Below are 19,026 nucleotides of genomic sequence, written 5' to 3'. Positions count from 1 at the left end.
CTTATTTTATCGTTAAAGATCAAGGTTCAATTACTATTTCTAGGAATCTCTAGGAATTGATCGGCGATACATTTCACATAAATGGGCAATGGTGTCAATTAAAGTTAAGCGGTAGTCTAATAAAACATCTTCGCTTCTTCCTTCTAATTTAAGCTGTTTAGAAAAATTATCCATTAACTCCATGTGAATTTCCACAATTCGGGTGACAGGAACATCAGCAAAAAAAGCCAAATTTACATATTCATCAATTTTATTATTCAAACTTTGATCGGCTGAAAAATAACTGAGAACAATTTGGCGATATTTGGTCTTGAGTTGATCAATAAATTCCTGCCGTTCAGCAGGGGCCATATTACGAATAAAATTTTGGGGGCTTCTTTTATAGTACACACCCAAGTATCCTAAACGCTCATGGAGTTTACTCACTAGGCGACGTTGTTGACGAATGATAAAATTCGTTAGCTCTGTCGGTGCGTCACCACTGGCAGATTGTTCGGTGAGGCGAGTTGTAATCGCATTGGTAATAAATTGACTAATCGCTTTATCAATATAAGCGGGAATCTGATTGAGTTGATTGTCCCCGATTCGTACCTCGGTACACTGGTAGAAATAAGGTGAGGATACTCCCTGTAATGGAGTTTCATCTGAAGAATCTGATAGGGTCGTTAAACGCTCTATCAGTTGGGGTTGTGCTGTGATAATCACCGCAGGTACAGAAATAGACTGATTGTGGAGATATTGGCTCAGAGCCAGCAAATCGGAATTATCCTCAAGAACGATACAATCGAGTTGCTGTCTTTCTTGAGCCATGAATTGGACAAAGGCTTCAACAGACTGAATCTGCACTGCTGTATAACTATCATTCTGTAAATGGGACATGACAATATTAGCCAGTCCCACAGTCGGCACAAAAACACCGATGGATAGCTGTGGACGCCACACAGTTGGGGAGGTTGGGACTAAGTTTTCACCGAACAAATCAGTCAGAGCCAATTGCTCCATTACTAAGATTGTTTAATCCTATATAATATTTAATCACGAATTGTAACTATTTTTTAACGATTCCCTAGAAAAATCCTACTTCTGAGATCAAGAAACGGTTTTCACCTCCCGGTGAGTCAAAGGTTGATAAAATTTGGCCGCGATGGGTTTAATCCGAGTTAACGCTAAATTTTCTGTAACATGATCTACGGTTTTCATTCCCACTAAAGCCGTCAATAAGCGGGGACAGGAACGGGTAAACTGAAGGGCCTGTAGGGTCGGGGTTAAGGAAGTCTGATGGAGTCCCTGTTGCAGGACGTCTGGAATGTGACCAATGGCTTTTGTTTGGCCAAGGGAGGCACTAGAAATCACTGATAATCCTAAACGATGGGCAGCCTCTAAAGTCGGAAGCCATGTCCGTTTAACGTGCTGAGTCGGTTCAACCAAGGCCTCTAGCATTGTTGCATTAATCGGTAACTGAATAAATTTGAAATGATCCTGGCCTTCAGAGGTGACTTGACTTGCTAATGCTTTAGCCTTGGCTAAATCTAAATAGTTGAATGCGGTGGGTGGCACTCGCAGGCCATCCCAAGTGGCTAACCCATAGGCACTAATTTTGCCTTGGCTGACGGCTTTTTCTAATACTTCAAAGGCAAGTTGGAGACGGTGATAAAAAATTTCTGGTGAGACTTCCGAAAGTTGCATTTCCGGGTTATGGAGATAATAAATATCAATGGTTTCTACCCCTAAATTATCTAAACTTCGTTCCAGTTGATCCCAAATATATTCCGGGTGTAAACAGTGGCATTCGGCAACTAAATCCTGGGGTTCAATGGAAAATTTACGGTTTTCAATATATCGAGAATAAAACCAACTAATGCGCTCATCATCAGGAATAAACCCTGCTTTTGTACAAATTACTAATTCATCCCTGGATATGGTTTCATCCCGGATTAAAGCCAATAACGCATCACTAACGCTCCATTCAGCGTGCATATAGCGATAATTAATTGCCGTATCAATCAAGTTAATTCCATTTTCAACTGACTCGATAATGGCATCAGTAACGAGATCATCGGTATGAGAGTCCGGCACACCTAAATAAGTGCCAATCCCAATTGAACTAACAACCCAATCATTAGCTTGTCGAAAATGAGCCGCTACACAGTCTTGCTGATGTCGGTCTCGATATCTTTGGGTTCCTGCTAAAGTCGCTTTCCCTAAAATTTTCATACGGTTCTAGGTTGAATAAAAGCTTGAAACTTGGGTTATATTCTCTATTTTAAACGTTTCCTTTCGGTCTTCTCGTTTTATTACTATTTTGTTACTCATGAAGATAAAATCCTTCAATTCGGCACCCATCCCTTGTGAGGGAGTGAAACCTTAATCGAAAAACACCCCAACGCCTCAATTCTTAATTCTTCATTCTTAATTCCCCCTATCCTCGTCAGTACAAGAGATGATGGAAGATCAAGGGCGATTTCCAATGCCCCTGTCGTTAGTAGAGAAGGTTGTTTCTATGCCATCCTTGAGATATGCCTATTTTCCCGGCTGTGTTGCCCAAGGAGCTTGTCGAGAACTGTATCAGTCTACGCAAGTCCTCGCCCAAACTTTAGGCATTGAACTCATTGAACTGAAAAAGGCATCCTGCTGTGGTTCGGGAACCTTTAAAGAAGATTCTCGGCTCTTAGAGGATACCGTCAATGCCCGTAATATTGCTTTAGCAGAAGAATTAAATTTACCTTTACTCACCCATTGCAGTACCTGTCAAGGGGTGATTGGTCACGTTGATGAACGGTTAAAGGACTTTCAAAATACAGATCCGGCTTATATTGAAAAGGTGAATGGATTACTCAGTAAAGAGGGATGTTCCCCCTATCAGGGGACAACGGAAGTTAAACACCTGCTTTGGGCCTTAGTCGCCGATTATGGTTTAGCCGAAATTCAACAAAGAGTCAAACGCACACTCTCCGGTTTGAAGTGTGCTGCCTTTTATGGCTGTTACCTCTTACGCGCTCAAACCCATCTCCCCTATGATGACCCCCATCAACCGGAATCTATGGAAAATTTGTTTCGGGCGGTTGGGGCGACTCCTGTTTATTATCGGGGTAGAACCCAATGTTGCGGTTGGCCTTTGTCGAGTTACGCCACAGAATCAGCTTTTCAAATGGCCGGAAAACAAATTCAAGATGCCATTGACAACGGTGCAGATTGTTTGGTCACACCTTGTCCCCTCTGTCATCTTAATTTAGATTCCCGCCAACCGGAAGTGGAAAAAGTCATCGGTCGTCCCTTGGGTTTACCCGTTCTCCATCTTCCCCAATTAGTGGCCCTTGCCCTGGGTATCGACCCTAAACAACTGGGTTTAGACCGCCATGTTGTCTCCACCCAGTCGGTTTTAGAGAAAATTCGGTGAGGGCTATTTCCCTCTGAGGGTCAAGGGTCAAGGGCCAATAGTCAACCAAAGTATTACATTGTTTAAAGTTTTATCGCCTTATGTGTATTGGACGTGAAACACTGGGGTATTGTGATGGAATATATGGGATGATTCCGCTCATAGAAAAATAGCCACGATGGTTTTACCAAAGTGGGTACTAGCTGGTTGGCATCGTCTTTAGGAGTAAAACTCTTTTAAGAATCCCTCGAAGTTAATTCGCAGGAGTGTCAAGTTAAGCTGGACTTCTAACCTGTATTCAGGGCAGAACTTGTAACATTTTGATATCTACTGGAGAAATCATTCAATGTCTCATTCAGTCAAAATTTACGATACCTGTATCGGCTGTACCCAATGCGTTCGCGCTTGTCCCACTGACGTCCTTGAGATGGTTCCTTGGGATGGCTGCAAAGCGGGTCAGGTTGCTTCTTCGCCCCGCACCGAAGACTGTGTAGGTTGCAAACGGTGTGAAACAGCTTGTCCGACAGACTTTTTAAGTATTCGGGTTTATCTCGGTGCTGAAACAACTCGTAGCATGGGTCTAGCTTACTAAACTCTGCCCAAAACCGGGTGTTTTTATCAATTCTAACTCCTGACTTCCACCGGGAAGATTCCAGGGAGTTCAATCTTCACAGAGGGCGGAATTTACCCCCTCTTTTTTCTTTTTTTATGAATTCTAATTCTAGTTTAGACGCCATTTCTCGTTTTTTTAACTTTCAAGAACTCCAGACTAATTTTAGGATTGAAATTTTAGCCGGAGTCACAACTTTTGTAACGATGGCTTATATTTTAGTCGTTAATCCTGCTATTTTATCTAATGCTATTTTTCTCCAAACATCGGGGGATTTATTTGGAGAATTAGTCATCGCAACGGCGTTAGCTTCTGCTTTAGCAACGTTAGTTATGGGGTTATATGCTAAATATCCTTTTGCATTAGCACCGGGAATGGGATTAAATGCCTATTTTGCCTTTTCTGTGGTCTTAGGATTAGGTATTCCTTGGCGAGTCGCTTTAGCTGCTATTTTAATTGAAGGCTTAATTTTTATTGCTTTAACCCTGAGTCAATTTAGAACTCAAATTGTCACTGCTATTCCTGAAGGTATTAAACACGCCGTCGCCGCCGGAATTGGTTTATTTATTGCCTATATTGCTTTAACAGGTGCAAAAATTATTGTCACGGATGCAGCTACAACTACAACATTAGGGAACTTAAATGACCCGACTGTATTAATTACAATGGCTGGAATTTTAATCACGGCGGCTTTAATGGCTCGTCGAGTTACCGGAGCTTTATTATTAGGAATTTTAGCGACAGCCGGGTTAGGATGGATTTTAGGAATCGCCCCCTGGCCTAAAGGAATTATCGGTTTACCTCAATTACCTGTTGATTTATTCGGTCAAGGAATTATGGGGTTAAAAGAAGTTTTACAAGTGAATTTTTTACAGATTTTTACGATTACTTTTGTCTTTTTCTTTGTGGATTTATTTGATACGGTGGGAACCCTAACGGGATTAGGAATGAAAGCAGGTTATATTAACGAACAGGGGGAATTTCCGCGTGTTACAGAAGCGTTTATGGCTGATGCAGTAGGAACAACTACGGGGGCAATTTTTGGCACGTCTACGGTAACAACTTATATTGAATCTGCATCGGGAATTTCTGAAGGCGGAAGAAGTGGATTAACGGCTGTTGTTGTAGCTATTTTATTCATAATTTCAATATTTTTTATTCCCCTATTATCCGCAATTCCTAGTTTTGCAACGGCACCGACTTTAATTATTGTCGGGGTGTTAATGATGGGAAGTGTACGATATATTCATTGGGATGACCCCGCAGAATCAATTCCGGCATTTCTCACGATTTTTATCATGCCCTTAAGTTATTCCATTGCAGACGGTTTAGGAGTTGGTTTAATTACTTATCCCCTAATTAAATCCTTTCAAGGCAAGTTCCACGAAACCAATATAGCAATGTGGATTTTAGCAATTATTTTTATTTTAAAGTTTGTTTTTGTGGGAAAATAAGCCGGGGATATAAGGTTAAAGTTTTATCTGTCACAATTTCAACCAAATACTTAAACCCCAAACTGATAACTGAGTACGGGCGGGGGAACCCCGCCCCTACAACTGATAACTGATAACTGATAACTGATAACTGATAACTGATTTTCAAGATTTCCCCCCAATATATTTTAATTTCCATAAACAACCGGACATAAAATTAGTCAAAACATGGGCAATAATTGGAACTAATAAATTACCCGTTGCGATCGCACTATACCCCAACAGAAACCCGACAATAATTGCCCAAATTACATAGGGCCATTGTTGAGAACCGCTAAAATGTAAAACCCCAAAAGCAATACTTGAAACCACTAATGCTAAAGGCGTTAATCCCAAATCCGATAACATTACCCCTCGGAATAATAATTCCTCACTGAGTCCGGGTAATAAACCTAACCAAATTAAATCCGGCCATAATAAAGGACTCAGGACTAATTTTAAATAAATATTCGCACTGCGACTATAAGCCGGCCAGATACGATACAGGATAAAACTGGCAATTGTAATGATTAACCCGACACCTAAACCCCACCCTAAACTAATTGCAGAAAAAGTCACAGGTAAAAGGGTCACACGACTCAAATGTAACCAAGCTTTAGCGATCGCTAATAAGACAATAGCGGTTCCCCCCATCGCTACTAAAACTTGAGTTCGGGTTAAAGGTTCGAGTTCAAAATTGTTCGGTGTTTTTTGTTCTACCACGCTAGTTAAAAATCAATAATATTTAAGTTGCCTTAAGGATAATAAATTCGGACGCAAGGCGTTTGGATCAACTCCCGCTTTATGCGCCACTAAAATTCCTAAAGCCTCTAAATAAGAGTTTACCTGTACGGCTTGAATTCCTAACCGTTCTGGGGTGACTTGCATTCGGGTTTTATTTTCCCCAACGGTAATAATTTGAGGGGTAGAGACGTGCCATGGCGCGTCTCTTGGTGCGTCTCTTGGCGCGTCTCTACGGCTCAAACTCAGGATAGCAGACCCTCCACAAGCTGTTGCGGGAACCACCACCGCATCCACTTGATCCGCCCAAATTGTCCCAGAAGTGGCAGAAGTTACGAACTGGGGGGCGCGACTTAACCCGACTAATACACAGGGGAGAAAGGTATATCCCAGTTCCTCCGCCGCCGAACGAGGGGATAATTCAGGATCAAGGGGGAGAGGAGAAAGGGCTGGAGCATGGGCACAGGGAATTTGAAAGGTGCGGACAATTAAATGGCTGATCACTGCTTCTGCTCCCGCTAAGGGATCAACGCCCTGTCCATGACGATAGGCTTCTAAAACACTACTATTTTCGGCTTCGGGAAAACGGGCGACAACAGCAATGGCCTCCGCTTTGGCTTCTGTAATTAACCGCTCTGCGCCTCGTAACAAACTGTCCGGGTTGCCAATAGTTCCCCAGGAAGCACCGGACTCGGAGGTTCTCAGTTCCACATTCAGAGGCGCATCTGTCATTACATAGTCTGTTAAGCTTAAGCCTAATGTGGCTCTAGCTGCGTCAGCCACTTGTAAATGTCTGAGCCGTAATTCCGGTTCAATGGCTTGATCTAAAAGTAACCCGACTCGGTTTTGATGAACAGCTTGAAGTCCCCAAGTTCCCGCCGCAAACTGATCCAAAGCATATCCTTCCACATACAAACTATTGGGTATGGGCCAATAAAGTTGAGCACCATTGAGAACGTTGGGATGGGTAATTAAGGTATCTGCAACTTGAGCCATCGCCCTAGCAACGGGTAAACCATCCCCTGCATACCCTCCAATGGCCGCACCGATGCCTGTTGGGATGATTAAAATAACGGTATAAGGACGAGGCATGATCAGATGTTGTAGGGTTTAGGATGTTGGGTCTGTCGAAACCTATTTTAAGGGATTAACAATCGCTGTGTTACCAACAAACTTTATTTAGGGGGTTTGGTTGCAGAATGAAAAATTGTGTTATAATAGTCAATGACCTGGACTTATGCGATTGGAACGCCCAAACCTTGTCAGAACCGGAAGGTGGCAGCAATACGGGATGCTTCTGATAGGCGTAAACTCCGGGTCACTTTTTTTACACGATTTTATGGAATCTGTAATTAGTAATATTTGTTTTAGAAAGCTGGAGTAGTTATGCCGGGTTTCGGAGATCTTTTCCAAAAAGCCGTTTACTTGGGGGTGGGTTTAGCCTCCTATGCTGGCGAAAAAGCCAGTAAAACCCTAGCAGAATTACGCACGGATGCCCAGAAATTAGCCGATGAACTCGTGAAACGGGGCGAAATGACAACGGAAGAAGCCCGTCGTTTTGTGGAAGATACAATTCAGCAAGTTCAACAACCGCCAACTGAACCGCCGCTTTCATCTCCTAAGCCTGAACCCCGTCGCATTGAAATTTTAGATGATGAGGAATCCCCTCCCGTCGATGAAGGGGTGGAAAAGTTAAGAAAACAGGTGCAAGATTTACAAGACGAATTGCGACGCTTACAGCAATAGTCAAGGGATAATCAAGCTCACCCCTACATAAAAATCTTACTGAATGGTTAATTCATTCGCGCTATACTAGAAATATAGTATAGCTATTTTTTGCTATATTTTATAATTTTATTCAGACAACTGGTTAATCAGTCTCATGGAAGAGTGGTCAAAAAGTATTGTAGAAGCACTAGAAACAGCAGTTTCAGACATGGAGAAATTTTTTGCAGACGTGACTGAAGAAATTAACGAAATGTTTAACGAACTCACCAAGATCTCGGAAGAAATTACCGATGAGGTACAAAATAAAATTCTTCCTGAACTTGATGAATGTATGAATGAGATCTTTGAACCCATTCTCGATATTTATTTTGATCTGGATTCAGGTCTGGATTTAGGTTTAGATCATGAGGGAGAACATTTTGATCCCTTTGTCACTTATGTTCAACCCACAGAAACAGAACAACCCGCCTGTCGAGGATGCAAACATTATCACGGACAAGTTTATGGGGGAAATTTATTAGTTTGTGGAATGCACCCAACGGGAGCCGAAGGTGAAACTTGTTCTGATTGGGAAGGGGAATAGGGAATTTAGTTAATAAATTAACCGTTAATTATTAACTCTTACACTGATAACTGTTAACTGATAACTGATAACTGATGACTGATGACTGATAACTGATGACTGATAACTGATGACTGATAACTGTATTCCTCAAATTCCAGCCTCATTGCATCTACGAGCCTATCAACAGCAAGCGGTTAATAACTGGTTTGTTAATCGGGGACGGGGAACCTTAAAAATGGCAACGGGAAGCGGTAAAACCATTACAGCTTTAGCGATCGCCACAGAATTATATCAGAAAATTGGTTTACAAGCATTAATTATTGTTTGTCCCTATCGCCATTTAGTAACTCAATGGGCAAAAGAGGCAGAAAAATTTAATTTAAATCCAATTTTAGCTTTTGAAAGTGTCAGGTATTGGCAAAAACAATTATCTACAGAATTATATCAATTAAGAGCCGGACATCAAACTTTTATAACGGTTATTACGACTAATTCTACCTTAATTTCTGAAGGATTTCAATCTCAAGTTCGTTATTTTCCTGAAAAAACGTTAATCGTGGGAGATGAAGCTCATAATTTAGGAAGTCCTCGCTTAGGAGAAAGTTTACCGCGAAATATTGGCTTACGATTAGCCCTTTCTGCCACTCCTGAACGACATTTTGATGACAATGGAACAGAGGCAATTCTTAACTATTTTGGCCCTGTTTTACAACCGGAATTAACCTTGGCAGAAGCCATTCGTCAAGGCGCATTAGTTCGCTATTTATATTATCCAATTTTAGTCGAATTAACAGAAGCAGAAAGTCGAGCTTATCATCGGTTAACGACTCGCATCGGTTGGGCGTTAATGGAGGACGAGAAAAACTGGGAAAACAATGAAACCGTTACAGCTTTATTAATTCAAAGATCTCGATTAATTGCATCAGCAACCAATAAATTAGATGCGTTACGCCAGTTAATGAAAACACGATTAAATACAACTCATACTTTATTTTATTGTGGAGATGGAAGTATAGAAACCTTAGAAGATTATTCCCCACGACAATTAGAAGCCACTGTGGAATTATTAGGGTCAGAATTAGGCTATCGGGTGAATACTTATACCGCAGAAACCCCTTTAAGTGAACGGGAAAAATTACGTCAACAATTTGAACAAGGAGAATTACAAGGATTAGTAGCAATTCGGTGTTTAGATGAAGGCGTTGATATTCCCGCCATTCAAAATGCTGTGATTTTAGCCAGTAGTTGTAATCCTCGACAATTTATTCAACGACGGGGAAGAATTTTAAGACCCCATCCGGGGAAAGAACGAGCCACGTTATTTGATATGATTGTTTTACCTCCAGATTTAGATCGAAATACCTTAGAAGTTGAACGCAATTTATTAAGAAAAGAGTTAAAACGGTTTTTAGAATTTGCCAATTTAGCCGATAATGCCGGGGAAGCCAGATTAAAATTACTTCAGTTACAAAAACGATATGGGTTATTAGATTTATAGCAACCCCTGGCTTTCATCCTAACTTAAGTGAAATAATGGCATCACTAACTTTTATCATCAGTATCATCGGATCGATCTCTGAGGCAGCAAACCCATACTTCTGATAAAAGAGCTTTGCCTCTTCCGAGATAGCATGGACGAGAATTGCTCGTATTCCCGCAATTTCAGCCGCTTGTAGCGTGCGAAGAATCGCATCTCGTAGCATAGCACGCCCGATACCTTGGTTTTGCCACTGGCGATCAACGGCCAATCTTCCGATCACCATAACCGGAATTGGATCGGGCATATTACGCCGAACTCGTCCTGTAGCAATAGTTTGAGCTACTGCGCTGTTGGCAAGACAGTAGTATGCAACGACGACTGCACCCACAGAAAGAACATAAGTGCGGGAAGCCCCTTCTAACTCATTTTTCCAAGCACGACGCTTGAGCCAGTCATCTAACTGACTGTTACCCGAATCAAAGTTGCCAATTTGATGTGACGGATTTAGTTTTTCAGGAGGGCTGAGTTTGTCTCGATCTCGATCTAATCCCACGGCGATTTAGTGGTTAATAATGCCTTTAATTTCTCATTTTGCATAGGTGGCGCATCTAACAGATCCACGAATTTCTGAAATTTACCCTCATCTAGCTCAAAAAAACGGCGACTTAAAATCACATCTTGGGCTTTTTGGTAAGCTGTTTGAAGCATGAACTCTGATCGGCTTTTGCCTTGTATTTTAGCAGCTTGATCGATAAAATCCCGTTGACTCTGCTTGGCTCGGATATTGATTGTTACCTCGCGGGTTGGGTTGACTGACTCTTGAGATTCTGACTCACACATAACCGATACCTCTGTGAGAGCTAAACTAAATTGCCGATTGCTTGATTCCAGATTAACAGCTTTGTATACACATTGTCAATACATTTTCAACCTCTAATAGTCATTAGGTGACCAGCTCGATATTTTATCTTAACAACAAGCAAAGATAAATTTTTGTTAAGACTAATCAACTCTTGTCGTTTAAAACTCAGCTTTGTCGCACTCTTTTGTCGATTTCAGATTAAAATGATCACAATTGCCATTTTACGCCCATTAAAATGTTTAAATATTCTGAAAGTATTATTACCACTATTGCTAATGTTTTCTCTGAAAAAAAGTCTACCTACGGAGATAACATTAATCCGAAAGAAGCTCAAGATCCAATTACCAATGCTTCCCCGGAAGTTCGAGAAATTATTGAACGAGTTTTACAAGCCGAACGAGATAAATTATATATGAAAAATCCCCGTAATATTAATGATGATATTCTCAAAATTATTAAGGATGTGGTGCAATGAGATTAATTTCAATTCAACTCTGCAATTTTCGGCAATTTTATGGGAAAACCCCAGAAATTATTTTGGGTTATGGAGAGAGAAATACAACGGTTATTCATGGTAATAATGGAGCCGGAAAAACCACATTAATGAATGCGTTTACTTGGGTTTTGTATGAAAAGTTTAGTGCCGCCTTTGCCATTTCTGAACATTTAGTCAATAAACGAGCATTAAATGAATCTGAACCCGGAAAAGGGGTAGGATGTTGGGTAGAATTAATCTTTGAACATGATCATAAACGATATTTAGTCAAACGGATTTGTCGAGCGTATAAAAATGGTAGTGAGATTGAACAAACAGCCAGTCAATTATATATGCAAGTGGCGGGAGATGATGGACGCTGGGGAATGCCGCCTCACCCTCCAGAGGAAATTATTAATCGAATTTTACCGTTAAGTTTACATCAATATTTCTTTTTTGATGGAGAGAGAATTGAGCAGATTGTTAGAGATGAACGTAAAGTAGAAATTGCGGATGCAACAAAAGAGTTATTAGGCGTTGAAGTCTTAAATCGAGCTATTAAACATTTAGGGGAAGCCAAAAAATCCTTAGAAACAGATTTAGGAATGATTGGAAATCCTGAAACCAAAAAATATTTACACGAAAAGAAAAAAGCGGAACAGGAAATTGAACGTTTGTTACAAAGACAGACTGAAATTACCCAAGAGTTAGACCACCAAAAGCTGGTCAAATCAACCTTGAGTGAGAGATTAATGGAGTTAAGTGGTGCGGCTGAATTACAACAATTACGGAATGAATTAGACCTAAAAAAACAATTACTCCGAGAACAACTCCATCAAGGTCATGTTGCTATTAATCGAGGAATTTCAACCAAAGGCTATACGGTTTTAATTCCCGAATTAACGGCAGAATTTAGAACAATATTTTCTCAAATGCGAGAACGGGGGGAGTTGAATACCGGAATTACCAAACAGTTTTTGCAGAGTTTATTAGCGGAAAAAAAATGTATTTGTGGGGCTGAATTAATTCCTGGAAATACGGGATGTGGACAAGTTGAACATTGGTTAAATCAAGCGGGAACGGCTGATATTGATGAAACAGCAATTCGGTTAAGTAGCCAAGTCGATGAATTAGATAAACAAGCCACTGAATTTTGGGACGAAATTAATCGCCAACAACTGAATATTCAAACTTATCGAGAAGAATTACAACGGATTGAAAATGAACTCGATAGTATTACCAATAAACTGAGAAAGTTTCCTGATGAGAATATTCAAGAGTTACAAAAACGGTTAGATGAAATTGAACTCAAAATTAGTGAGTTAAATCGAGAAACAGGTTCAAATCAACAACAAATTGAGAATTTTAAAGCAACGGTTGAGAGTTTGTCTCGACAAGTTGATAAACAACAAATGAATGAAATTAAACAAGTGTTAATGCAGCGAAGAATTGCAGCAACTCAGGATGCAATCTTACGTTTAACTCAAGTTAAAGACCGTTTAGACCAACAATTTCGCTGTCAGTTAGAAAAGCGAGTGCAAAAATTATTTAGTCAAATTTCTTTTACGCCTTATTTACCCAAATTAACGGAAAAATATGAATTAAAATTAGTGGAGACTACCGCCGGAGAGGAAGCAGAAGTTGCGGCTTCAACGGGGGAAAATCAGATTTTAAGTTTATCGTTTATTGGGGGAATTATTGATGGGGTGAGAGAATGGAGTCAAAAAAATACCTTAATGGGCCCTGATAGTAGTACCTTTCCCATTGTTATGGACTCGCCTTTTGGTAGTTTAGATGAAATTTATCGGCGACAAATTGCAAATATTATTCCACAATTAGCCAATCAATTAATTGTTTTAGTCACCAAAACCCAATGGCGGGGAGAAGTCGCAGAAGAAATGGAAAAACGCATCGGACGGGAATATATTCTATCCTACAATTCTCCTAAACCTGATTGTGAGGAAGATTGGATAGAATTAGGAGGACAGCGTTATCCTTTAGTGCATCAAAGTTCCAATGAGTTTGAATATACGGAAATTTTAGAAGTGGAATATGACTTTTAAAGGAATAAAAAATACTCAATAGGAGTTAGGAATATGGTAAGGGGATTATATCACACCACTGGTATTAATCCCTTAGTTCCTACTATTCCCTATTCCCTGTTCCCTCTTTGACCCTAGGGATTGTTTTGCCAGATCTACTTATTATATAAGATAATTTTATTATTTTCTAAACGAAAAATATAATTCTTTCCAGAATATACGTTATACCTTTTCTCCTGAATTCCTGGTACATTAATATTTTCATCAATTACTACAACTCTAGTAGAACGGTTTGAACCTTTTAGAGTCCAAATCCATGTTTCATTATTGGGAAGGTATTGATCTTGTGTAGTTCCAAAATCGTAGTATATACCAATTCCTGTAGTGTTTTCTAATGAAACTTTATCACTACAGACATTTTCTTGACTTAAATTGAACCCTTGAGGACTACAAGGAGCGGCATTAGGTTCACTTAAGTTAAACCCATCATCTGCTAGAGCTTTTTGAATATTTATTTCAACACTAGAATAAGTGATAACACTAAAATAAGTTAGTAAAGTCAAAATAATTTTTTTTGACTTTTTGGAAATTGGGGCTTTATTAATACAAAATTTACCACTTGACATTTTGGTGAATCCTATATTTAAATACTTAGCACTTAGTATTTTAACACTTCTGCTCGCTTTTGTCTAGGGTAAATTGTACTTATTTTTTATGATATATCCCTTTGACGTTAAAACGTTTACAAAATTTTATACTCAAGCTTTCATCCTAGGGTTACGCTTAAAAATCCGCAGTTGCAATGAGAGAGAAATGGACTATTTAACAGAGTGGACAGAAAGTGGCGTTGATGAAGAACTAACCCAACTTAACGTGATTCCTCTGGATGGGTATCGTCCGTTAGATTATCTTCTCTATGCTGATACCCTTCCGCGATTAAATACGGGTCGTTTATCAGAACCTATTCTTAACCGCTATAAACATCTTTATGATGGAGGTTGGTGGTGTTCTGGGATTGATATTTTGACTGGAAACCCTGATTTATGGGGATGTTTTAAACCGATTAAGCCTCGTTTAACCTCAGATCAAAGTAAATGTATTAAATATGAACATCCTCCTAATACACCTATGGGAATTTTTGCCCTTAGAATTTCTCGCAAAATATGGGAGAGAATTGCAAAAAAATATAACGTTAAAATCAATCCTGATGATCTCCAACCCCATCAACCGGATTTAGGATTCTGGCGTTGGGTAATTCATCATCCTGAACTACCTTTATGTATTACTGAAGGAGCTAAGAAAGCCGGTGCATTACTAACAGCCGGATATATTGCGATCGCCCTTCCTGGGATTCATAGTGGCTACCGAGTTCCCCGTGATCAATATGGAAATAGAATTGCTAAACCTGCTTTAATTCAGCAGTTGCAGCAGTTTGTGAATAAAAATCGGAAGATTTATATGGTCTTTGATCAAGATAGTAAACCAAAAACAATTAAAGCCGTTAATTCAGCCATTCAGCAAACGGGATACTTATTAAAAGAGGCGGGATGTTCAGTTTATGTTGTCAATTGGAATCCTCAGTTGGGTAAAGGAGTTGATGACTTAATTGCAGAACAAGGACAAACAGTATTTGATCAGGTGTATGAAACAGCAACTCCCTTAGAAACCTGGAAAGCATTGTCTTATAATCGTTTAACTTATTCCCCAAATATTAGCCTCAATAGTCGCTATCTATCCGATATAAAAATACCTCAAACTGCTAAACTTATCGCCATCAAATCTCCTAAAGGAACCGGAAAGACAAAAATATTAGAAACCCTAGTTCAAGATGCACTTGAAAAAAAACAATGGGTTTTAGTGATTGGTCATCGAATTCGACTCATTGAAGCGTTATGTCAACGGTTTGCATTACAATACATGAAATCTGCCGTTGAAACCCCTGATTCTGCTTTTGGGTATGGATTATGTATTGATTCATTACATCCTAATTCTAGCGTTAAATTTGAAGCCAAAGACTGGTCAAATGGACTGATTATTTTAGATGAAGTTGAACAAGTATTATGGCATGGATTGAACTCAGAAACCTGCCAAAATCATCGAGTTTCTATTCTAAAATCCTTCAAAACTCTCCTGCAAAATGTCTTGGGAGGAAACGGTCAAGTGGTGATTTCTGATGCTGATTTAAGCGATACCTCTATTGATTATTTAACCGCCTTATCCGGTATTCATCTGCAACCTTTTGTGATTCAAAATCAGTGGCGACCTTCACCCGATGAAGCTTGGACAATTTATAACTATTTAGGAAATACCCCTGACCAACTGGTGAAAGACTTAGAACAACATATTGCAGAAGGGGGGAAACCTTTTGTTTGTTTATCCGCCCAAAAATTAACAAGTCAATGGGGAACTCGTACCCTAGAAACCTATTTAAAAACTCAATTTCCAGATCGTTCTATCTTGAGAATAGATTCTGAATCTTTAGCTGATCCAACTCATCCCGCCTATGGTTCAATTGCTAACTTCAATCAAGAGCTAAAATCCTATGATATTGTGTTAGCATCTCCCTCGATTGAAACGGGAGTTAGTATTGAAATCAAAAATCATTTTACCTCAGTTTGGGGAATCTTTCAAGGCATTCAAGCGGAAAATTCTGTCCGTCAAGCCTTGGGACGAATTCGAGAGAATATTCCCCGATTTATTTGGATGGCAAACCGAGGATTTAATCAAGTAGGAAATGGCGCAACTTCTATGAGTTCTTTACTCGGTAGTGGACAACGATTAACTCGCTTAAATATTCGGCTGTTGCAACAATCAGATTTTGCAGGATTAGATGATTTAGGAATGGGATTTCAATCTGAATCTTTAGTCTGTTGGGCAAAAATGGCAGTGCGATTTAATGCAGGAATGGATCATTATCGGCAAACAATTTTAACAGCGTTAGCAGGAGAAGGTCATCAGATTATTGAGGTTCCCGAAGCAAAAAAAATACCCAAAAATGCAATAAAATCGACGCAAAAATTTAAACCCAAAAATTCAGAGCGTCCAACGCTTAATGAACTGATTTTAGCGGTTAAGGATCAGAATTACCAAGCGGAAAGTTTGGCTGTGATTCATTCTATGGATTTAAGCGATTGTCAATATTATTATGTCCAAAAAAAATTAGCAAAAACTCCAGAAGAACGTCGCGCAATCCGTAAATATGAGTTAAAATTACGCTATGGGGTAGCTGTGACCTCGGATTTAATTGCTAAAGATGATCAAGGATGGTATGAACAACTCCGAATTCATTATTTCTTAACCGTAGGTCGTCCCTATTTAATGGGTCGAGATGCGTTAATTGCAAGACGGTTAATGGAACAAGGACAGGGTAATATTTTTGCTCCAGATTTTAATCGTTCTCAGTTAGGTGCTATGATTGGAATCATGGAATTATTAGGAATTCCTGCCTTACTGAAAAATCCTGAACGGGATTTGAAAAATACCGATGCTGACTTACAAACCATTACTGAAATTGCCCTTAAAGATAGAAATGCCATCAAAACAATTACAGGAATTGGACTCGCTAAAAATTCTAGTCCTATTACGATTTTACAACGTTTTTTAGATAAAATTAGTTATCGTTTAACCTGTGTTCGGGTGCAAAGTGAAGGGAAAAAACGGGTTAGAGTTTATCGGGTTCTAAATCCCCAAGATAACCGAGAACAAATCTTTCAACATTGGTTAAAATTAGAAGGTCAATATCCGGGTCAATTAGACACAACCATTCCTGAAAATAAGTTCATTTCAACTCCGTTTCAATTCACACCAGACTATATCCAGCTTTCCCTATTCAACTCTTAGTTAATCCAGAAACCGGGTTTGTGCTCAAAATCTTGTTAACTATCCCCAATTTTCCGATAAAAACCCGGTTTCTTTTAGGCGTGGGATAGGTAAAATTCAGAAACCGGGTTTTTACTTAAAATCTTGTTAACTATCCCCAATTTTCCGATAAAAACCCGGTTTCTTTTAGGCGACAAATCAGTTAAAATAAATAAAGTTGAGATTATTTCTGAAAATGAACACCCTATCAACTCCTAAAATTCAACCCCAAACCCTGACAAAAATTGGTGTAATTGGAGGGGGACAACTTGCTTGGATGATGGGAATGGAAGCCGCATCTTTAGGGGTTTCTTTATTTGTTCAAACCCCCCACAGCACTGACCCAGCAGTTCCTTTCTCCTCCGAAACCATTTTAGCTGCTATTGATGACCCGACAGCCACCGCAAAATTAGCAAAATATTGTGATGTTATTACTTTTGAGAATGAATTTGTTGATTTAAACGCTTTATCTAAACTTGAAGAACAGGGGGTTTGTTTTCGTCCTCGCTTACAAGCTTTATCCCTTTTATTAGATAAATATGATCAATTAAGTTATTTAGAAAAAATCGGTTTACCCGTTCCAGAATTTCAACTTTTAACTCCCGAAAACGGTAAAATAATTAATCATAATCTGGGCTATCCCGTGGTTTTAAAAGCTTGCCGCTACGGATACGATGGACAGGGAACTTTTATTATTAAAACTGCGGAGGAATTATCCCAAACCTGGGCAAAATTTAATTATCCTCCCATGTTATTACAAAAATTTGTTCCCTTTGAACGGGAATTAGCCGTTATTGCAGCACGTTCTGTTGAAGGAGATGTGGCAGTTTATCCGATAGTAGAAACGGTGCAGAAAAATCAAGTTTGTCATCGGGTTATTGCCCCAGCTAATATTAATAAAAGTAGAGCAGAACAGGCAGAAACAATTGCAACAACGTTATTGAATAGTTTACAAGTGATTGGGCTATTTGGAATTGAATTGTTTTTAACATCTGAAGGGGAACTCTTAGTGAATGAAATTGCACCCCGCACCCACAATTCGGGTCATTTTAGTTTAGATGCTTGTGAAACTTCCCAATTTAAACAACATTTAAGGGCGGTGAGTGGTTTACCATTAGGTAATACCGCCTTAAACTGTAGTGGGGCGGTGATGGTGAATTTATTAGGGTTTGAAACCGCTAATTGTGACTATTCTGAAAAACGCCAAAAAATAGCAGAAATTCCTAATTCCTTTATTCGTTGGTATGGTAAAACAGAATCTCGCCCCGGTCGAAAATTAGGTCATGTTACCGTATTAATTCAGACAGAAAATAATGAAAATATAGAAGAAAAAGCCAATAAAATAGCTGATGAAATCGAATCAATTTGGTACTCGTAGGGTGCGTAAACTCCGCGCACGCACCAAAAACCCATGATTCCTCAAAAAATCTAGTCTATAAATGACTTTTCATGATATATTATTAATGATAAGGGATATTCGCACTCAGTACACATGGCGACTTCTATCTATTATATTCCGATTGAGTCATCATTAGGAATTGCTAAACATTATTTTATTTCCTCCGATGGAACCTTGGAGAATTCAATTGGTTGGGGGCCTAATGGTGTTGAATATAAAGGCAAAGCCCCAGAATTAACTCCTGAACAAGAACAACGGATTTTCGACTATCCCAAGTTATTTGGAGAGTATAATAGACATCTCCGAAAATTCGCAAATGCCCTCTATCGCTACTTTTTAAATCTCTAGCACTCCTGTGCCAGGTTCTCTAAAAGTAACGTATTCATAGGCTTTTTTAGCTATACTAATAATAATTAAT

General features: G+C 39.3%; 18 protein-coding genes and 1 other RNA gene. 12 read left to right on the top strand and 7 right to left on the bottom strand.

The features are described 5' to 3' along the window. Window positions 1-39 precede the first annotated feature (39 nt). Both IQ236_RS02870 and IQ236_RS02865 read right to left on the bottom strand, forming a co-directional pair. Window positions 40-921 (bottom strand): circadian clock protein KaiA, encoded by an 882-nt coding sequence (locus IQ236_RS02870; RefSeq protein ID WP_407676136.1) that lies wholly within the window; start codon window positions 919-921, stop codon window positions 40-42. Between the two features lie 168 nt (window positions 922-1,089). Beyond that, complete coding sequence (locus IQ236_RS02865; protein WP_193867881.1) at window positions 1,090-2,214, bottom strand: aldo/keto reductase; 1,125 nt, start codon at window positions 2,212-2,214, stop codon at window positions 1,090-1,092. 286 nt (window positions 2,215-2,500) lie between these two features. Between IQ236_RS02865 and IQ236_RS02860 the strand changes: the two genes are divergently transcribed. From IQ236_RS02860 to IQ236_RS02850, 3 genes are all read left to right on the top strand, one after another. Next, window positions 2,501-3,397 carry a CoB--CoM heterodisulfide reductase iron-sulfur subunit B family protein gene (locus IQ236_RS02860; RefSeq protein ID WP_193867880.1) on the top strand — a complete coding sequence of 299 codons (897 nt, stop codon included), beginning with the start codon at window positions 2,501-2,503 and terminating at the stop codon, window positions 3,395-3,397. A 325-nt stretch (window positions 3,398-3,722) separates the two neighbouring features. Continuing rightward, a complete protein-coding gene (gene psaC, locus IQ236_RS02855) occupies window positions 3,723-3,968 on the top strand; it encodes a photosystem I iron-sulfur center protein PsaC (RefSeq protein WP_072717065.1) in 246 nt (81 codons plus the stop codon). A gap of 116 nt (window positions 3,969-4,084) precedes the next feature. Continuing rightward, complete coding sequence (locus IQ236_RS02850) at window positions 4,085-5,440, top strand: NCS2 family permease (RefSeq protein ID WP_193867879.1); 1,356 nt, start codon at window positions 4,085-4,087, stop codon at window positions 5,438-5,440. Window positions 5,441-5,584: 144 nt separating this feature from the next. On the opposite strand, the gene IQ236_RS02845 is transcribed toward IQ236_RS02850, so the two are convergent. Together IQ236_RS02845 and IQ236_RS02840 are read right to left on the bottom strand one after the other, a co-directional pair. Further along, a complete protein-coding gene (locus tag IQ236_RS02845; RefSeq protein WP_309235793.1) occupies window positions 5,585-6,181 on the bottom strand; it encodes a CPBP family intramembrane glutamic endopeptidase in 597 nt (198 codons plus the stop codon). A 12-nt stretch (window positions 6,182-6,193) separates the two neighbouring features. After that, complete coding sequence (locus IQ236_RS02840) at window positions 6,194-7,291, bottom strand: DUF3326 domain-containing protein (protein ID WP_193867878.1); 1,098 nt, start codon at window positions 7,289-7,291, stop codon at window positions 6,194-6,196. Between the two features lie 134 nt (window positions 7,292-7,425). On the opposite strand from IQ236_RS02840, the gene ffs reads away from it, so the two are divergent. The 4 genes from ffs (at window position 7,426) to IQ236_RS02820 (ending at window position 9,990) form a co-directional block, all read left to right on the top strand. Then, window positions 7,426-7,522: signal recognition particle sRNA small type (ffs, locus tag IQ236_RS02835), an RNA gene on the top strand. Between the two features lie 63 nt (window positions 7,523-7,585). Next, window positions 7,586-7,945 carry a phasin family protein gene (locus IQ236_RS02830; RefSeq protein WP_193867877.1) on the top strand — a complete coding sequence of 120 codons (360 nt, stop codon included), beginning with the start codon at window positions 7,586-7,588 and terminating at the stop codon, window positions 7,943-7,945. A 136-nt stretch (window positions 7,946-8,081) separates the two neighbouring features. Further along, window positions 8,082-8,510: a hypothetical protein gene (locus tag IQ236_RS02825; RefSeq protein WP_193867876.1), complete on the top strand. Its 429-nt coding sequence runs from the start codon at window positions 8,082-8,084 to the stop codon at window positions 8,508-8,510. A 109-nt stretch (window positions 8,511-8,619) separates the two neighbouring features. Then, the gene (locus IQ236_RS02820) at window positions 8,620-9,990 is read left to right on the top strand and encodes a DNA phosphorothioation system restriction enzyme (protein ID WP_193867875.1); all 1,371 of its coding nucleotides are present in this window, start codon (window positions 8,620-8,622) and stop codon (window positions 9,988-9,990) included. A 13-nt stretch (window positions 9,991-10,003) separates the two neighbouring features. On the opposite strand, the gene IQ236_RS28140 is transcribed toward IQ236_RS02820, so the two are convergent. Further along, on the bottom strand, window positions 10,004-10,525 hold the full coding sequence (locus IQ236_RS28140) for a GNAT family N-acetyltransferase (RefSeq protein WP_193867874.1): 522 nt from the start codon (window positions 10,523-10,525) through the stop codon (window positions 10,004-10,006). Then, complete coding sequence (locus tag IQ236_RS02810) at window positions 10,516-10,812, bottom strand: type II toxin-antitoxin system TacA family antitoxin (RefSeq protein WP_193867873.1); 297 nt, start codon at window positions 10,810-10,812, stop codon at window positions 10,516-10,518. Before IQ236_RS02810 ends, IQ236_RS28140 begins: the two co-directional genes overlap by 10 nt. A gap of 257 nt (window positions 10,813-11,069) precedes the next feature. On the opposite strand from IQ236_RS02810, the gene IQ236_RS02805 reads away from it, so the two are divergent. Both IQ236_RS02805 and IQ236_RS02800 read left to right on the top strand, forming a co-directional pair. Continuing rightward, window positions 11,070-11,309, top strand: a complete 240-nt coding sequence (locus tag IQ236_RS02805; protein ID WP_193867872.1) for a hypothetical protein — start codon at window positions 11,070-11,072, stop codon at window positions 11,307-11,309. Continuing rightward, window positions 11,306-13,372 carry an AAA family ATPase gene (locus IQ236_RS02800; RefSeq protein ID WP_193867871.1) on the top strand — a complete coding sequence of 689 codons (2,067 nt, stop codon included), beginning with the start codon at window positions 11,306-11,308 and terminating at the stop codon, window positions 13,370-13,372. The genes IQ236_RS02805 and IQ236_RS02800 overlap by 4 nt, the downstream gene beginning before the upstream one ends. 134 nt (window positions 13,373-13,506) lie before the next feature. Here IQ236_RS02800 and IQ236_RS02795 read toward each other — a convergent pair whose 3' ends face one another. Further along, the gene (locus IQ236_RS02795; RefSeq protein ID WP_193867870.1) at window positions 13,507-13,977 is read right to left on the bottom strand and encodes a hypothetical protein; all 471 of its coding nucleotides are present in this window, start codon (window positions 13,975-13,977) and stop codon (window positions 13,507-13,509) included. A gap of 187 nt (window positions 13,978-14,164) precedes the next feature. Between IQ236_RS02795 and IQ236_RS02790 the strand changes: the two genes are divergently transcribed. From IQ236_RS02790 to IQ236_RS02780, 3 genes are all read left to right on the top strand, one after another. After that, window positions 14,165-17,191 carry a plasmid replication protein, CyRepA1 family gene (locus tag IQ236_RS02790; RefSeq protein ID WP_193867869.1) on the top strand — a complete coding sequence of 1,009 codons (3,027 nt, stop codon included), beginning with the start codon at window positions 14,165-14,167 and terminating at the stop codon, window positions 17,189-17,191. A 214-nt stretch (window positions 17,192-17,405) separates the two neighbouring features. Continuing rightward, the gene (locus IQ236_RS02785) at window positions 17,406-18,587 is read left to right on the top strand and encodes a 5-(carboxyamino)imidazole ribonucleotide synthase (protein ID WP_193867868.1); all 1,182 of its coding nucleotides are present in this window, start codon (window positions 17,406-17,408) and stop codon (window positions 18,585-18,587) included. A gap of 114 nt (window positions 18,588-18,701) precedes the next feature. Continuing rightward, complete coding sequence (locus IQ236_RS02780; RefSeq protein ID WP_193867867.1) at window positions 18,702-18,956, top strand: hypothetical protein; 255 nt, start codon at window positions 18,702-18,704, stop codon at window positions 18,954-18,956. The last annotated feature ends 70 nt before the right edge of the window (window positions 18,957-19,026 follow it).

It is taken from the genome of Planktothrix mougeotii LEGE 06226 (assembly GCF_015207485.1).
Taxonomy (GTDB): Bacteria; Cyanobacteriota; Cyanobacteriia; order Cyanobacteriales; family Microcoleaceae; genus Planktothrix.
Note: the sequence above shows the minus strand (reverse complement) of the source record. Positions and strands in the feature narration are given on the sequence as shown.

Excerpts from the sequence above, each read along its gene's own strand:
- IQ236_RS02860 (WP_193867880.1), top strand. The coding sequence starts at position 2,501 with ATGCCATCCTTGAGATATGCCTATTTTCCCGGCTGTGTTGCCCAAGGA.
- IQ236_RS02785 (WP_193867868.1), top strand. The coding sequence starts at position 17,406 with ATGAACACCCTATCAACTCCTAAAATTCAACCCCAAACCCTGACAAAA.
- IQ236_RS02840 (WP_193867878.1), bottom strand. The coding sequence starts at position 7,291 with ATGCCTCGTCCTTATACCGTTATTTTAATCATCCCAACAGGCATCGGT.
- IQ236_RS02790 (WP_193867869.1), top strand. The coding sequence starts at position 14,165 with ATGGACTATTTAACAGAGTGGACAGAAAGTGGCGTTGATGAAGAACTA.
- IQ236_RS02850 (WP_193867879.1), top strand. The coding sequence starts at position 4,085 with ATGAATTCTAATTCTAGTTTAGACGCCATTTCTCGTTTTTTTAACTTT.
- IQ236_RS02820 (WP_193867875.1), top strand. The coding sequence starts at position 8,620 with ATGACTGATAACTGTATTCCTCAAATTCCAGCCTCATTGCATCTACGA.
- IQ236_RS02810 (WP_193867873.1), bottom strand. The coding sequence starts at position 10,812 with ATGTGTGAGTCAGAATCTCAAGAGTCAGTCAACCCAACCCGCGAGGTA.
- psaC (WP_072717065.1), top strand. The coding sequence starts at position 3,723 with ATGTCTCATTCAGTCAAAATTTACGATACCTGTATCGGCTGTACCCAA.
- IQ236_RS02800 (WP_193867871.1), top strand. The coding sequence starts at position 11,306 with ATGAGATTAATTTCAATTCAACTCTGCAATTTTCGGCAATTTTATGGG.
- IQ236_RS02865 (WP_193867881.1), bottom strand. The coding sequence starts at position 2,214 with ATGAAAATTTTAGGGAAAGCGACTTTAGCAGGAACCCAAAGATATCGA.
- IQ236_RS02805 (WP_193867872.1), top strand. The coding sequence starts at position 11,070 with ATGTTTAAATATTCTGAAAGTATTATTACCACTATTGCTAATGTTTTC.
- IQ236_RS02825 (WP_193867876.1), top strand. The coding sequence starts at position 8,082 with ATGGAAGAGTGGTCAAAAAGTATTGTAGAAGCACTAGAAACAGCAGTT.
- IQ236_RS02780 (WP_193867867.1), top strand. The coding sequence starts at position 18,702 with ATGGCGACTTCTATCTATTATATTCCGATTGAGTCATCATTAGGAATT.
- IQ236_RS02795 (WP_193867870.1), bottom strand. The coding sequence starts at position 13,977 with ATGTCAAGTGGTAAATTTTGTATTAATAAAGCCCCAATTTCCAAAAAG.
- IQ236_RS02830 (WP_193867877.1), top strand. The coding sequence starts at position 7,586 with ATGCCGGGTTTCGGAGATCTTTTCCAAAAAGCCGTTTACTTGGGGGTG.